The organism is Pseudobacteriovorax antillogorgiicola, from assembly GCF_900177345.1.
Lineage (GTDB): Bacteria > Bdellovibrionota_B > Oligoflexia > Oligoflexales > Oligoflexaceae > Pseudobacteriovorax > Pseudobacteriovorax antillogorgiicola.
On the sequence record NZ_FWZT01000031.1, the window covers coordinates 14,847 to 30,067 of the forward strand.

Consider the following 15,221-nt stretch of genomic DNA (forward strand, 5'->3'; position numbering starts at 1 on the left):
AAAGGTGCGGCCCATGGTTTTGAAAAACTTTATAGCGTTCTTGTTCATGGTACAGCTAACTAGCGCTCCTCTTTTGGCCAAGGACGTTAACCCCAAACCAAGGGCCGTCGCCGGGCAGCTTGATCTGTCCCATTGGGACTTCGACAAGCTCGGGCCAATTTCATTAGCAGGTGAATGGAAGTTCTGGTGGAAGGCAGTCCCTGATCCAGTAGGAGACAATGATAGAATCAATCACCACGATACCTATTATATGGTTCCAGAAATCTGGAAAAACCTTTCCGACAATGCTTTGCCTGGAGCGCCACAGGGATTTGCAAGCTATATCCTTGATGTTAAGCTACCGAAACAGGAGCAAGAAGCCATTGCCATCAACCTTTCAGATGTCTACAGTGCTCAAAAAATGGAAGTTTGGCACCAAGATAATGTGGTTAGTCGATTTAAGCAGGGAGTCGTGGGCCGTAACAAGAGCCAGGAAGTGCCACACTATGGCAATCAAATCCGCTCGATCCCTATGGGAACCGACAGTATCCGAATCGTCTGGCAGGTTTCCAATTTTCATCACTCTCGGGGCGGGGCTCGCAAGACCCCAACGATCGGCCTCGAATCCGACTTGCAGCATCGACTCAATTTCCGGCACATGACCAAGGTTGCGCTGATAGTCCTTTTATTCACCATGGCATTTTATTTGTTTGGTTTGGTATCTCAGAGACCCGATGATCAAAGTAGTCTTTGGTTTGGCATCACACTTAGTTTTATGGGATCTTGGCTGATGCTTAACAGCAGGTTGGTTCAATACTGGACTGGAGGCTCCGGGGTTCAGTTCCATGAATGGCTAAATACTGCCGAATATATGTCGCTCTACCTAACAACGCCCACGTTGATGATGTTTATCAACTCCATCGCCAGCACCCCCTTGTTTCGCAAGGTTTGTCAGGGTAGCTGGATCATATTCGGAATCTATGCCTTCATTCCCTTCACCAACCCGCTTGAGATCTATTCACATTATCACAAGTATTACTTCTATCTTGACCCAATCTTTCAGTTCCTCGCCCTTGCCCACTTGATTCGAGAATCTTGGAAAGGGTCACACGACGCTAAACTTACATTGATAGGTTTTTCTGTCTATGTCTTGGCTAGGAGCCACGATCAACTCAAGGTTGCTGGCTACTTCAGAACTCCGTTCCTAGCTCCTTATGGCTTGGGCCTATTTGTTCTGATTCAAAGTCACATGATGGCACGTTTTTTTGCTGCTACCTACAGAAAAGCCGAGGGACTTAGTAAGGATTTGCAAGCTGAAGTAGATATTCAGACGCAAAAGCTCCGGGTACAGAAAGAAAAACTGGAAGCTCAACATGTTGAGATCACCAAGGCTCATGAGGTTCTAAAGCAAGGTGACCAACAAAAGACTGCTTTCTTCCGCAATATCTCCCATGAGCTGAGAACACCGCTCAACATCATCCTATCATCCCTAACGACTGCGGAAGACACTTATCCCAACGATCGCCACATAGAAATTGCCCAAAGAAATACCAAACGCCTCTTGCGCCTGGTCAATCAACTCCTCGACTATCAGAAAATATCGATGTCACAGATGCGAATGCAGCTTGAAGAGGTTCATCTCGACTCCATATTCGAAAATATCGTACTAAGTATGAACGAAATGTGCAAAGCTAGAGAGATTCAATTTGACTTCAATAAGGTGGCACAAAATACTGATGGCTGGGTCATTCTTGGCCAGATCGATGCTCTCGAAAAGATCATCTTCAATTTCCTCAGTAATGCACTTAAATTTACTCCCTCGAAAGGACGAATCACCTTACAGTTAGTTCAAAAAGGGGCATTCGCTAGAATCCAAGTATCGGATAGCGGGCCCGGCATACCAGAAAAAGATCAAGATCAGATTTTTGAAGTATTTTCGCAGGTAGAAGAGCACAAACCTCTTAACAAACAAGGGACTGGTATAGGCTTAGCCCTCGTCAAAGAACTTAGTAAGCAAATGCAAGGTCGCGTTGGTTTGGAAAGTCTTGTGGGGCAGGGTACTAAGATTTGGGCGGAATTTCCTTTAATCAGCCAGGGGCCGTCTCATTATGAAGTCGTCTATGTTGAATCAGACACTGAGTTGATCAACCAGTTTCGAACGTTTATGTATGACCATGGCCTTGACCAAAGATGCTCCACTACCACCAGTCTGGAGCGAGCGCGTACCCTACTTGAAGATCACGTCGTTCGTATTATGATTTGCTCTACAAACTGGGGAGAGGATCTCGGCAAGTTTCTTGATGACGTTCATGAAACGCACCCCCATTGCAGCCGACTATTGATCAGCGACCCCAAGAAGAAACACTCCCTCCTAAGCTTGAGCACACTTCACTTTGAGGCGTCATTCATCCTGCCTTTTGATTTGGACCTTCTCCACGCTATCCAATCGCGACTAGCACGATACCAGCAAGACTCCTCTAAGCCTGTCTTGGATCTCCTTTACATTGAAGACGACTCTCAGATGCGTAGCCAGTTTCTCAGAAGCCTGTCCACTCACACACTGCTAGAGCGCTTCAAGATCATCGCATCGCCAGATGACTTCAAGGAAATCGTCAGTAATCATAGAATCAAAGTCATTGTCGCCGACGAAAATTTAGGGGATGGTATCCATGGCGTTGATCTCTTAGCTTACTCAGAAAGCATTCTGCCAGATAGCTTCAGAATCCTATACACCGCCGAGCAAAACGGTCAGGTCCTCAAAAATGCTCTGGAAAAGGCAAAGGCTCACTACGTCATCTACAAGCCAGCCAATCTAGGTATGGAAATGAAAGTCATCGAATCCTATGCTGATAAAAGCCCCTATCGGGAATCTGAAGGCAAACTGCCGCGGGTAGAACCAAACTCTGCCTTTGTCGATGCCCTTGCTGCTGACAATTTCGACACAGGAATTGTTGAAGATATTTCGAACCAAGATCTTGAAATTCCTGAAAACAGTACTGCTACAATTTTGGTGATTGATGATGTTCAAGACCTTCGAACAGTGATCAAGTCAACACTAGAGCAAGAAGGCTATCATGTGGTACAGGCTGTCAATGGTCGCCAGGGTTATAACAAAGCTCGTCGCTTAGGTCAGGAGCTAGACGTGATTATTACAGATTGGCTGATGCCTGAAATGGATGGTCAGCAGTTCCTGGAAGCTCTCCATCATGACGAAAATCTTTCATCCATACCCACCATTCTACTTACCGCTAAAGCAGGCAATGAATCACGTTCTCTGGGACTTAAACTGGGAGCCAGTGTCTATCTTTCAAAGCCCTTCGACCGGCTGGAACTCCTATCAGTGATCGAGAACCTCCTGCTCTTGAAAAAAAGAGAGCGACGCATCTCAGAGCTCAATCGCTTCATCAATCAAAACGTGCTCCAGCGCTTCCTCCCTCCTAACTTAGTAAAGGAGCTAGTTGATGGCCAGGCAGTCTTTAACGATACACCGAGCAAACGTGTTATCACTGTACTATTCGCAGATCTCTGTCGCTTCACATCAAGCACCGAACAGCTTGGGGCCGACGCAATCGCGAGGATTTTAAACAAATTCCTTATAGAGATGACAGAAGTTATCTTTTCCGAAGAAGGGACCATCGATAAGTTCATTGGTGATGGAATTCTGGTTATCTTCGGCGCTCCCGAAGAGATGAGTGCTCAGAAGCAGGCATTGAAAGCCACACGCTGTGCCAACAAGATGCAGGAAAAGCTTGCTGAGCTCAATGAAACCTGGCTGTCGGAAGAAGAACATCAGTTCGATATGAGAATCGGCGTTCATCAAGGAGTGGCCATTGTAGGGGGCTTTGGGGGAGCCAAGAGATCCGACTACACCGCCATTGGCGGCACAGTGAACTTGGCTTCACGGATCGAATCTCGGGCTGAGGGCGGTGAGACCCTTGTTTCCGCGCAGGTGATTCAACACTTATCCCCTTCCCAATACGAGGTTGCAGGAGACTACCACCTGAGGGGGATCAATGAAACCATAACCCTTTACCGCCTTCGTGAGCAGAAGTCGATATCAAGCGCCTCTTAATGGCAATGAAAATCAGATCCGATCAAGTAAATAGGCATACTCCGTCTTGACTCTATGACTTCGATACTGCTTACTACGATTCAAAGCCTGATCATGATGCCCCTGGTTGTAGCCAATGGTTCGAAAGGCAGAAAGGGTAAACGTCTGCCCTTCCTGGCTAACGTAAAGCGTCAGACGGCGGTTGGCCTTAAATTCTAGCTTTCCCAAATCAGGGTCGCTTACCCACTCTTCCAAACTTACATAAACACCTCTACCTAGCTTATAAAGATTGAGACCGACGTCATGAAAGGCGTTAAAGTGATGTCTGCCGTAAACAAACTTGGTCTCCGCCCGGTATTCCTGTTTCTCTAGTAGTTCTGGATTAGTTACTTGAATGTCTTGCTCGGGAAAGAAATAAGCTTCGTACTGGAAATCACCACCGATGGTTACACTTCCAATTTGCATCGCTTGCTTCACATAATTCATGATGTAGTCTTCACTCGCAACAGGAATGGCCATGCTGGTGATCGCCGTATACTCGGAATAGTTATCCGGTAACTCCTGACTAAATAGAAATTCAATAAAAGGCTCACCGATTCCCGAATAGGGTGACTCTAGGTGGAAACGATAGCGACTGAAGTCTTCATCTGCTGGACAAAGGGTGTTTCGCTCCCGGTTGATAACAGCTAAATCTGGAATCAACTTAAGTTGCTGACACGCTTGGGCTAGGCTTTCACTCAAGTCACTAACCTGTACTTCTTCAACATAGCCAAACTCCTCTTCGACAACTGGTTCGAACGGCACTGGCTTGTCAACTGGCCTTAGAATGCGTTTCTGCGATGACACTTGATTCTCTTGCTTGGCACAAGCAAGCGCCATCATCAACGATATGGCAATCGTTAACCTCATAAGTCCCCTCCACTCAAAAGCGTTTTTCGAAGAAAGGGCAGTTTTACGGGGAATCCGTCACAGGATCATGGGAGTGATTCAATGTTTTGCACCTCTAAGAAAAACAGTCTCGCGCCCTCGTCCCTATCGAAGGCCTGCAAGAAGCAGTTTGTTTTTTTGTGATGTTGTTTGCTTGGTACTATTCGGTAAGAATTCGATTATCTTTAGCAAAAAAACATGATCTCATGAATTTATGTGGGATATATCGCCGTTATAAAACGTTTTTCGATTTTACTCGCTGTCACGATCTACTAGCTGAAGCGTATAGAAGGTGCAACAGATTTACCAAGATCAACTGAGTGGTTTGTTTTGTCCCCTATAAGTTTGATTAGAGAACCATTCATCAAAACTCAACTCCCTTCAAAATCCTATTGACCAAAGAGAAATATCCATTTCTGTGACTCATTTAATATTTTTTAAGTCGATTCATCTTTCCTTTACAGCGCTTTTCATTCTATTTTTTAAATCAAGACTAGTCTTCCGTTTTTGAAAGCACATAAGCCTGATTTAGACACGTTTGAAACGTTTATAAATCAAGTTCACCGTTGTTTCAAATTCACTCAATTCTATTTTATTTAGAGGACAACATGAGATTATTTAGACTTCGTCTGATTATGCTAGCCACTATAGGGCTTGCTTTAAGTGCGTGTGGGAGTCGAATCAAGACCGACGACGAGCGCTCATCACTTTCCACCAACACTCGTTCCGCATCGGATCTTGGTATCATGAGCTTCAATATCCGAGTGCCAGTAGATCCTTACCCTAACGATTGGGAAACCAGGCGGTGGCAAGTTTATAATGTGATCAATCGCTTTAATCCTGATCTCGTTGGTCTTCAAGAAAGCGAGGGGCGCACGGTAAATGATATCGTAGCTAACACTCCATTGGTGCTTGCTTCCCGCCCAGACACTGGAATACTATACAATCCTAGTAGACTAACTGTGATTGAAGCAGGGGAGTTTTACTACACCGATACTCCAGATGTGGAAGACTATCGTCTTGTATGGGGACAACAGTATTTCCGACGCTGCGTCTGGGTGCTATTTCAAATGCCAAACGGCAAGCGATTCTATCATTACAACAATCATTGGTCCTACATCAGCTCGGCCTGGCAACCTAGCTCGGAACTCTTGGACCGTAAAATCGCTGAACGCCGCAATCCGCAACACCCCTTTGTTATTACGGGCGATCTTAATGTCAGTGAGTTTCAAGATAGCATCAACTACCTTAAGTATGGTGGCCGCTCTCGAATGCAAGACACTTTCAGAGATATCAAACCAGCTTATTCAGAGGATGGTACCTATCATTACTTTAGCGGATTTAGGGGCGGGGATAAGATTGATTTCGTTTTCGCCGAAAGAGGGCGCTACCAGACCCTCGACGCTGCTATTATCCATGACAACGATGGCGGGCGCTATCCATCTGATCACTTTCCAGTTTACGCAAGAATTCGATTGAAATAACTTAGGGTTGGCGAGTGGCTTCACCTTGGTTTTCCATCTCTTGCTGGCGCCAAGCCTTAGGAAGGATGGGAAGCCCCAAGCGATCGCCTAAGCGCACTAGAATGGGGAGTGTTAAGAAAGAAAACGGCAGAACAATGAGAACTCCAAGACCCATGGTTTTCATAAGTTCTCGAAGTTGTCGATTCGCTAGCTGAAGTTCATAGCGAGAACTCTTGCCGCTGACGAAACGACCATAGACCTGAATCATCAACTTGGTTTCTTTTTTTTCTTCCGATAAGGCAATTCTGAGAAGGCGGAGTTGCTTGATCAATCTTGCCTTAAATCCAGCGATATGGTTCACAAGAAAAAGCACAACGCCAACCCCTAAATCCACCAAAAAATCTCTCATGAGTCCTTCCTAATGTAGATTAAAGGCAGAGCCGGTCTTGCAAACCAATGTCGCTGAAATTTGATGAGCAGCACCTAAGCTTAGTTTGGCTTCAACTCGTCTAAAAAAAGCCTCACATGTAACTTAATGTAGTCATCAACACTCGCTACCAAGCCACCAGCTACGGAAGGTGGCTCAATTTTGAAGGCTGACAGGGTACTTTCAGTGGAACCAACAAGCACAGTCTTACCAGATTCATTTGTAACTTTTATGTCAAACTCCACAGGGAAGCTTTCTTTGCCGATCGTCAGCGTCCCAGAGATCTTCTTCGTAGTCCCTTTCTCAAGATCCTGCCAAGCCGCTTGATTGAAAGCTTGCGACGTAAATCTTAGGCTACCTCCCCCTAAAATCTGGGCAACATCCTTATCCCGATCGGGTTCATCACTATCAAACTTATCCACTGGAATCTGCACTGTGATTGCTTCACCATCACCCTTTTGCTCAAGACGAACTGTAATAGCGTTATTCATTCCAACAGGCTGAGAGCTACTCACTAAAAACATCGTTTTCTTAGCTTCCCAAGCAGCTGCAGGGGTTTCTTGCGGCCATTTAAGTTCAGCCATAGCAACCTGCCCGATTAACATGCTTATCAAAACCAATTTCGACAATACACCCATAAGACCTCCTACTTTTTGAATCGATGAGAATGGTTTAGAGTACGTGAGTCTTTCACGGGATTCAATGAAGCAGCGTCACCTTCTAGACATCAACGTCTAGATTTCTGACGCTCAAATGCCTGTGACCCTTACGTTAAAATACTGTAAATACTAACTTAATATAGATATGGCCGGCAATTCCAAAACACCAGCCCGGCGATCGATAGAATTTCGAATGATTTCCGAATCTTTCAATCTGGTAAGCCTTACCAGGCCTCGTTGGGCTAGCTTGTTTAGGATATAGGCTCAAAATTTGGCTGGATGAGCTAGGAGTGCAGCACTTCGCTGGGAATTGAAGAGCTTGGCGTTGTCAGTAGCTTAGCAGAACCGTACTCTAGGTAAGATTCCCCCCTCGATTTCAGTGAGTTATTGGCATAATCCTTGAATAAAATAAGCAAAATCTTCGAATTGTTGATGTATTTTTTGCTCTAGGATCGGGGGATCGCGCATGAAAATATGGCTCATATTAATTGCCATGATCAACACTGAAACTTCACTTGCCGCTAGCCAGTGGGTGTCAATGATCAGGGACTCTGTATTTGAAGTGGTCGTCCATAAGCATGACGACTACCCCTTTTTAAATCGCAAGATCGATACCTCCGACATTCCCTACGTGCAACGTATTTCCCCTTATCGTTCCATCGGCACCGCGTTCTTTATTGCCCCAAACCGATTGGTGAGTGCGGCTCACGTTGTCGATATTTTTTCCCGCTCTTGGGAACTTGGTACTTACTATATTCGTGACCAGTTCGATCAAATTCATCAAATTGCTAATATCCATGCCTACGATCAGGAAAAAGACCTCGTCGTATTTGACCTTAAAACTTACCCACGAAAAGTTCGCCCCCTACCTATTCGCTACACCAGCCAGAGAGATTTAGGTATCGATCTGTGTGCCCCAGGTAATGCCATTGGCGAGGGTATCAGCTATCGCTGTGGAGGCCAGCTGGCTTTGTTTACTCCTGAGCCTCTTTACGGCCGCTGGCAAAATATTAGGTTTTCCACTCCTGCCTCGCCGGGTAATTCTGGAGGCCCCCTATTAACTAAAACAGGGCAGGTCATTGGCATTATCGTTCGCAAGTCTAAAAACGAAAACTTGAATGAAGCCACGCCCATTCAAGAAGTTTATAATACCAAAGGTGCAATCATCCGCGATCTCAAGCATGAGATCATAGAGGAGCGAGGCTTAACCACCAAACACCCCATAGAGTTAAAGTACGCCACACCCGTACCCATTCAAGTACTTTGGAAGCGGATTGTAAAGGACCTCGACCGAAAAAGACTACAGGCGATCAAACACCATCAGAAAAACTTTAGCTTTTCACTCTATCCAAATAGCCGGCATATCTATCGTTCGATTCGAGATGGTGCTGAGCCTGATCGCTTGGGTGGCTTGCTCCACACTCAAAACGGTCGACAGTGGGGCTTTTTAGATCTTGGCTATAGGGATGTTCAGACCGCCGATGGTGTATCTCTTGCCGTCGGGAGTCAATCTATTGATGGCTTGACCCCTTTTTATGTGTATTCTCAGAGCCTGAAAGATCGAGGGATTGTTGAAAAATACTTTAATGCCCTCGGCTCCGGCTTAACCCTCTTCAACAGCCGCTATCGATTGATCAGCTTAGGTGAATCCGATCGAAAAGTGCAAATGACAGATCACCATGATCGGCTTTGGCAGATGAGCTTTTGGAATGTGAAAGCAATGGAATGGCGAGCGGTGCTCGCATGCACCACGATCCCTTCGGGAAAGTTTTGCCTGTTTCAGTCAGCCCCATACGAGCATCTTGGCCAAGCCTATTTTTACGAACTTCGTAACATGCTCAACCAATTGGTTTTCACCTATAAAGGCAGCTATCGGGATTGGGAAGTATTCTTGGAGCATCGAAACACTCCTAGCTTCGTTAAGGATGCCATCCAATTCGACGAAGAGGGTGTTCTTTATAGCAAGCTAGGTGAAAAACTAATTTATCACGATAATGCCGATCTCATCGAATTGGTTCCCAATTATAAGGCTAACAGAGGTAAGCTAAAGTTGACGAGTGGTATGATTGTGTCTGTTCCTGTCGCCGAAGAGCCGAGCAACATCACCATCTTCAAACGGGTATTCGCCCCTAGCCGCAGGGCTCCAGGGGATATCCGCGCAGCCTATCGGCAGATCAAAAAGAAAGAGTTTCCATTCAATGGCCAGGTCTTTAAAAACGTCAACAAATACTTCAAAATGGATGTCGTCCACTCTGAGAAAAAATATCAGTTTACCAGGATCTGTGTGTCTCGCAGCAAGGTTCTACTGCGAGGTTGCGAAGAATAAGAGGCCTATGGAATGCTTGAGCCACCCTTAAGGGTTAGAGCTTAAGCGTGACCAACCTTGAGGTTTCTCTCGGTGGTTTGCAAGTATTGGTGAGCATGATGCACCAGTCCCATCAACTCTTCCTCATCCCGATGACCATCTGATACCATGGACCAAACCCTGTTGAGAAGCCGCTCTGCATGGGCCAAGTCGCTCATGGCGATGGTTACTTGAGTCATAGACATTCGTCGGTACAGAACCTTCCTCGCTTCCACAACCCGGTGGATCAGAGCTAGGCACTGGTCGATAGTCGGCAGAAGTGTTTTATAGTCCAGAGGCTTTTGGGTTAAGGTGCAAACAATCTCGTGAGCTTCATGGATACTTGCTCCTAGATCGTCCGGGCTTAGGTCATCTGAACTAGAGGCTGCGTCCGAAGCCGCAGCTCCTTTACGCCACAGAACCATCCCAGAAAAACCTACCAGCAAAGCTCCCATAAAAAGCGGAACCTGATCAGAAAAGTCCTCTTCTGGCGCTGGGTTCTTTGCCGCTGCAACTGTTCCCACGATGATTCCGAACCAGAATAATAGAATACCTAAATTCCTCATGTCGTCCCTCACATGGATTTTAAGATGTCAAAGCCAGCCATGCCTATTCCCATAATGGCTTCGCCAATAATGAGTCCGGCTGCAAATGGCACAAGCTTTTGCGCACAAAATTCTGGGCCTTTGGCCTTTTCAAGTCCCATTTGAATGAGACAGCCAAGACCATATCCCAATGTTATGGAGAAAGGTAAGTACATGGCAAGACCAATCAACACTCCCAAGCCTGCCACTGGAGCAAAGCCAAGAAGCACACCAATTCCACCACCTAAAAGATATTTATCAAGGGGAATATTACCGGTGCTAAGGCCTTCGATGATACCCATTAGAACCCCAGCCTGCGGGGCTGGCAAGGCAGTTCCCTCGCCAAAACCCTGGGAGCCACCAGGTCCACTCTTCCACAACACGTAGATTGCGAAAACCGAGACAATCGCTCCAATCCAAGTGGTTGCGAACTGGGCGATCTGCTGTTTGGCTGGTTGACCACCAACCATAAAACCAGTTTTCAAGTCTTGCATCATGTCGGCAGCCTGACCAATCGCCACGCACACCGCAACAGCCACAGCCATCGCCGCGCTGATGTTCTTATCAAGCATGAACATCACCAGAGTCACGGTGATCAGGGCCATCCCTGACATTGGTGAAATATCCGTCATACCCGTAGCTTGAGCTACGATTAGGCCAGCAAGGGCAATCCACACAACTCCGACTAAGGACACCATCACCGTTTGCCCGATGGAAATGTCAGACGACATATTCGCTGACAGTGCCAGTAATAGGGCGGCGCCCACGATGCCAAAGCCTAGAACCTTCGCTGGCAATTCTCCTGTATCTCCTTTAAGGCTGCCCGACTTGCCTGCGTTTATCAGAGACTGGATTGCAGCCTTAATTGCAGGAAAGGTAAGGATCACACCAACCAAGGCTCCACCAATCAATGCACCGATCCCCAAGGGTCTTAACATTGAACCATAAATCAAACCTTGCGACCCTTCCGTCGGCACCCAACCGAGATGAACCACTGCTGGCGACACAACCCACCAGGCTAGAACACCTCCAATGAAGAATGGGATTCCCCCCTTGCCTGCAAGTAGCCCCGCCGCCAAGTTCATCAGTGAAAGATAGAGCACGGGATATAGGTAGTCGGGAATCACCCCAAAACCGAAATTTAGCTCCTCATGTCCAATCAGCCCTTCCACATCAAGCCAACCCGCTCCTAATAAGAATTTCCAAATTGCGCTGATCAAAAAACCGATAGCCAGCAGCTTGGCCTTCCCGAGACCACCAGAGCCGGAGCGAATGATCGTAGTTACAGCAACCCCTGAGGGAAAGCGCAAACGATCGATATCGATCATCTGCTTTCTTAGAGGTATGATAAAGACAATACCCAGCATGGTCCCAGCCACTGCCGCAACGATAAATGGTAACAGATCAACCTCTTGCCCCGATTGCCCGTAGAGCATGAAAATCGCTGGCAGAGTAAAGACCACTCCGGTTCCTGCGGTGTTGATCCCCGATGCTATTGTCTGGTTGACATTGTTCTCGATGCTGGTGCCTTTTTTAAGAACACCCTTGAGCAAGGCGTAGCCCATGATCGCCGCGACAGTAGAACCGCCAATCGAAAACCCTAGCTTTAACGCAGCGTAGACGAAGGCCAGATTGAGTATGATCCCCTGTAGAATCCCGAGCACAACGGCTGCAACGGTAAGTTCACGATAGCTGGATTTTGGCACGGCCCCTCCGCAGTCATCTTCAAAAACGAAGCCGCACTCTAACGAAATTAAACAAGGATGTGTAGTTCAAAAAATTTTTGCGTATAAAGATTAGGAAGCCTAGCAAAAACTATTAGAATATATTTTCAATAGAGGCCATCTAAGCGAGATTTAAATGTATAATTTCGGATAGTTATAGTAGAATCGATCCAACACTTAGACGAAAGCATTATGGGATTTTTCGTGCACCAAACCTCTGTACCCAACCTGGTTTAAGGAGCAGACTTAACTGGCCCTCGATGACCCTGCTTCCAAAGACAAAACCTACCTGATTACTGAGCCATCTTATTGTAAAGAACAATTCTCCAATGAAAGCTATGACTTGTCAATCAACGACGCGGAGTCCTGATTGTGCAGCTGAATGGTCTTATGCCCGCCAATAACCTCTAAAAAAGCGACGTTCAGCTCCTATACCCACGCCCCGTCCTGTAAATCGTAACTTGGTGTGAGCCTTTTGCTTTCATGCTCTAAACTGACTACATTATGACATGTTTTTTAGGAATGATTGAGCTTCTCGATTGGCATAGAACCGCTTATTAATACCCGGCACGATTTAAGGAGGCTCATAGTAATCATGCCTGATTTTTGCTAAACAACCTCGCAGTAAAGCAAGGAACACCTTTGAGCCACTTCAAGACAAAGGTCAAAGGCGCGATTCCCCGCTTGGCCTTCCCGCTCCCCAGTAGCACGATAGCGATTGCCAAAGGGGTCAGCTACGACGCAAGCCCACTTTTCCACCCCTGGATCAGGGCTAGGCTTATCGCCACCGCATTGTTCATCTAGGTAATCACTAAGCTGTTCGAAGGCAACAACCACAGCAGCCAGATCCTGGCTAACCTTTTCAGGACCGCGCTTGAGTTCACCAATTTTCCCCTTCAGTGACTCCAGATCACGGCTAAGAACAATCAAGCCACGGCGAGCTTGTCGTAATGCAAAACCTTGCTCCAAAGGCTCTATGATCTTGCTGTTTACATCGTATCTCAGGTTCTGTGCAATATCTGCGGCCTGCTCTAAAATGTCAGAAACTGAGGGTGTATTGGTTTCACTTGCAAGCTTTTCACTGCGGTCCTGAAGATCAAGCAATCGCCATTTCACATTCTGACTCAGAGCGATAGCCTCTGATCGTGCATCCTGTCCAAGGCCCCACTGCGATCCAAAGAGACAAGCCCACAACACTAGAATTCCTTGTATCACTTTCATAGCATCTCCCATGAGTCGTAAACGAGTGCATTATTCTTGGCCATTTTTAGAGTGATCGCAAGACCTTAGATGTGGTGGGTCACGAGGGGGTTTGTTTTACAAAGAGTTCGGCCGACCTCCGTGAAGTGGAGAACCTTCCGAACTCTTGCTGAGCTTGATCTTACTTTGCAACCAGCTTGTTAGCTACGGCAAAGGCTTTCTCCATATCAGGCATCAATGTGATGTCATCGTTGATTTGAAGATGAACAATTTTACCAGTGGCATCCGTCACCATCACTGCCCGGGCTAATAATTCGGGCCCTTTCATTAGCAGCCCTGATTTTTTTCCGAATCTGCCATGACTAAAATCAGAGATGTAATCGATATTCTGGAGCTTGCCAGCCTCAGCAAAACGCTTTTGGGCCATTGGCGTATCGCGGCTCACTGTTATTTTTCGAACCGCTGGATTCAGAAGATCGCTTTCGCCTAGAATATGGGTCTGTGCTTCGCAAACCTTGGTATCGATCGACGGCACAATGCTAACGACGGAAACTGTATTCACTGCTGGGTAACCAATTTCTTGAAGCATCGGATTGATATTGTCTCCTACCTCCAAGTTGCCCTTATATAAGGGGATCGATTGACCCTGTCGCTTGACAGAAGTTCCCGACGCAACAGACTCTTTAGTGACTGGCATCTTGCTATAGTCAGTAGACGCGCAGCCAGTAGCAAGTGCGGCAGCGAGAATGAGGCTCGTTCGAAACATGTCATGGTCCTTTCTAAGAATGAAAATTTTAACCCTGGGTCAAAATACTAGCATTGTTGCTGAGCCCAAAGTTCTTTTTTACTACAGTACTTGTCAACTGTATATTTGTGGCCTTATTTTGATTCGAGAATCCCATGAGCCAGTTGCAAGCCACTTAAAAAAGCTCCCTCAACCCGACCGCCATTAAATATATCCCCAGCCATGGCTAAGTTAAGATCTGGATTCCATAAATAGGCTTGTTCATAAGCCGCAGCGGGGCGAGCGTATCGCCAGTAATGGCTAGAGCGATGGGTGATAGTCGCATTATCTAGCTGAAAAAGCTTCAAGAACCGCTTCACGAGGATTTCCTCCATGTCATGGGCTTGCTTGGGTTCGTAGTGAGATGACCACTCTTCAGCACCGTGGAGCGTCAAACAAAGCTCGTCAGCCTTCCGCCCCTTGCTATTATTAGAGGCAAACCAAGATAAAATAGGGTCCTTCACAAACGCCCCTTGCCAAGCGAGATTGGTCTCAGGAGACAGGCCTAACATCACACAAAAACAGGGCTTCATAGGCGGTAGAATAGAAAGCTGCCAATGATCTCCTAGGATGGCTTGACTCTGAACTGAAGGAGCTGTGGTGATGACATAATCGAAAGGCCCCAAATCCTCGTCATTTTCGCTCACAAGATACCACTGTGGGCCGTCCTTCCTAAGGGATGTGATCCTTGTTCTAGTTTTTATGGACGCGCCTTGAAGTAGCTCCTTAACTAGGCTGTTCGCTGTGCTCGCCACATACCGAGCCTCCTTGCGAGCTGGTTCGATCTCTCCTGATTCTTTGAGATAAGCAAGCTTCGCTTCCCAGGGTAATATCAGCCCCAGTTTGAGATAGGGCTCTAGGACCGATTTGAACTCAGGGTCCCTGGCTGTGAAGAACTGAGCCCCGTGATCAAAATCACCAACACCATTCACAAAACGATGACTCATACGCCCCCCAACGCCGCGAGCCTTCTCATAAAATGCAAGTTGATATCTGTTTGCCAACCGATGGTTGATCGCCGCAGCAGCGATCCCAGTTCCAATAATGGCAATTCGCTTTTGATGACTCATGCCCCTCCT

Annotated in this window: 11 protein-coding genes; 3 read left to right on the forward strand and 8 right to left on the reverse strand. The window is 46.7% G+C overall.

The window, feature by feature from the left end:
* Positions 1-13: 13 nt before the first annotated feature.
* Positions 14-4,051: a response regulator gene (locus B9N89_RS27785; protein ID WP_234996188.1), complete on the forward strand. Its 4,038-nt coding sequence runs from the start codon at positions 14-16 to the stop codon at positions 4,049-4,051.
* A 12-nt stretch (positions 4,052-4,063) separates the two neighbouring features.
* Here B9N89_RS27785 and B9N89_RS27790 read toward each other — a convergent pair whose 3' ends face one another.
* Entirely contained in the window at positions 4,064-4,939 is an 876-nt protein-coding gene (locus B9N89_RS27790) for a hypothetical protein (RefSeq protein ID WP_132325193.1), read from the reverse strand.
* A 626-nt stretch (positions 4,940-5,565) separates the two neighbouring features.
* Here B9N89_RS27790 and B9N89_RS27795 point away from each other — a divergent pair.
* Positions 5,566-6,441: an endonuclease/exonuclease/phosphatase family protein gene (locus tag B9N89_RS27795; RefSeq protein ID WP_132325190.1), complete on the forward strand. Its 876-nt coding sequence runs from the start codon at positions 5,566-5,568 to the stop codon at positions 6,439-6,441.
* 1 nt (position 6,442) lies between these two features.
* Here the strand turns inward: B9N89_RS27795 and B9N89_RS27800 are convergent, their stop codons facing one another.
* Together B9N89_RS27800 and B9N89_RS27805 are read right to left on the reverse strand one after the other, a co-directional pair.
* Positions 6,443-6,829, reverse strand: a complete 387-nt coding sequence (locus tag B9N89_RS27800) for a hypothetical protein (RefSeq protein WP_132325187.1) — start codon at positions 6,827-6,829, stop codon at positions 6,443-6,445.
* Between the two features lie 80 nt (positions 6,830-6,909).
* On the reverse strand, positions 6,910-7,485 hold the full coding sequence (locus tag B9N89_RS27805; protein ID WP_132325184.1) for a YceI family protein: 576 nt from the start codon (positions 7,483-7,485) through the stop codon (positions 6,910-6,912).
* A 487-nt stretch (positions 7,486-7,972) separates the two neighbouring features.
* Between B9N89_RS27805 and B9N89_RS27810 the strand changes: the two genes are divergently transcribed.
* Positions 7,973-9,832 (forward strand): S1 family peptidase, encoded by a 1,860-nt coding sequence (locus B9N89_RS27810; RefSeq protein WP_132325181.1) that lies wholly within the window; start codon positions 7,973-7,975, stop codon positions 9,830-9,832.
* A gap of 41 nt (positions 9,833-9,873) precedes the next feature.
* Here the strand turns inward: B9N89_RS27810 and B9N89_RS27815 are convergent, their stop codons facing one another.
* From B9N89_RS27815 to B9N89_RS27835, 5 genes are all read right to left on the reverse strand, one after another.
* Entirely contained in the window at positions 9,874-10,416 is a 543-nt protein-coding gene (locus B9N89_RS27815; RefSeq protein ID WP_132325177.1) for a hypothetical protein, read from the reverse strand.
* A gap of 8 nt (positions 10,417-10,424) precedes the next feature.
* Positions 10,425-12,140 (reverse strand): OPT family oligopeptide transporter, encoded by a 1,716-nt coding sequence (locus B9N89_RS27820; protein ID WP_159455689.1) that lies wholly within the window; start codon positions 12,138-12,140, stop codon positions 10,425-10,427.
* A gap of 627 nt (positions 12,141-12,767) precedes the next feature.
* Positions 12,768-13,379, reverse strand: a complete 612-nt coding sequence (locus tag B9N89_RS27825; RefSeq protein WP_132325171.1) for a hypothetical protein — start codon at positions 13,377-13,379, stop codon at positions 12,768-12,770.
* Positions 13,380-13,539: 160 nt separating this feature from the next.
* Positions 13,540-14,124, reverse strand: coding sequence for a redoxin family protein (locus B9N89_RS27830; protein ID WP_132325169.1), 585 nt, complete (start codon positions 14,122-14,124; stop codon positions 13,540-13,542).
* 113 nt (positions 14,125-14,237) lie between these two features.
* The gene (locus tag B9N89_RS27835; RefSeq protein ID WP_132325166.1) at positions 14,238-15,212 is read right to left on the reverse strand and encodes an NAD(P)/FAD-dependent oxidoreductase; all 975 of its coding nucleotides are present in this window, start codon (positions 15,210-15,212) and stop codon (positions 14,238-14,240) included.
* Positions 15,213-15,221: the final 9 nt, after the last annotated feature.

What these genes read in the sequence shown, in the direction of transcription:
- B9N89_RS27810 (WP_132325181.1), top strand. Translation starts at nt 7,973, where the DNA reads ATGAAAATATGGCTCATATTAATTGCCATGATCAACACTGAAACTTCA.
- B9N89_RS27800 (WP_132325187.1), bottom strand. Translation starts at nt 6,829, where the DNA reads ATGAGAGATTTTTTGGTGGATTTAGGGGTTGGCGTTGTGCTTTTTCTT.
- B9N89_RS27785 (WP_234996188.1), top strand. Translation starts at nt 14, where the DNA reads ATGGTTTTGAAAAACTTTATAGCGTTCTTGTTCATGGTACAGCTAACT.
- B9N89_RS27795 (WP_132325190.1), top strand. Translation starts at nt 5,566, where the DNA reads ATGAGATTATTTAGACTTCGTCTGATTATGCTAGCCACTATAGGGCTT.
- B9N89_RS27790 (WP_132325193.1), bottom strand. Translation starts at nt 4,939, where the DNA reads ATGAGGTTAACGATTGCCATATCGTTGATGATGGCGCTTGCTTGTGCC.
- B9N89_RS27835 (WP_132325166.1), bottom strand. Translation starts at nt 15,212, where the DNA reads ATGAGTCATCAAAAGCGAATTGCCATTATTGGAACTGGGATCGCTGCT.
- B9N89_RS27830 (WP_132325169.1), bottom strand. Translation starts at nt 14,124, where the DNA reads ATGTTTCGAACGAGCCTCATTCTCGCTGCCGCACTTGCTACTGGCTGC.
- B9N89_RS27805 (WP_132325184.1), bottom strand. Translation starts at nt 7,485, where the DNA reads ATGGGTGTATTGTCGAAATTGGTTTTGATAAGCATGTTAATCGGGCAG.
- B9N89_RS27815 (WP_132325177.1), bottom strand. Translation starts at nt 10,416, where the DNA reads ATGAGGAATTTAGGTATTCTATTATTCTGGTTCGGAATCATCGTGGGA.
- B9N89_RS27825 (WP_132325171.1), bottom strand. Translation starts at nt 13,379, where the DNA reads ATGAAAGTGATACAAGGAATTCTAGTGTTGTGGGCTTGTCTCTTTGGA.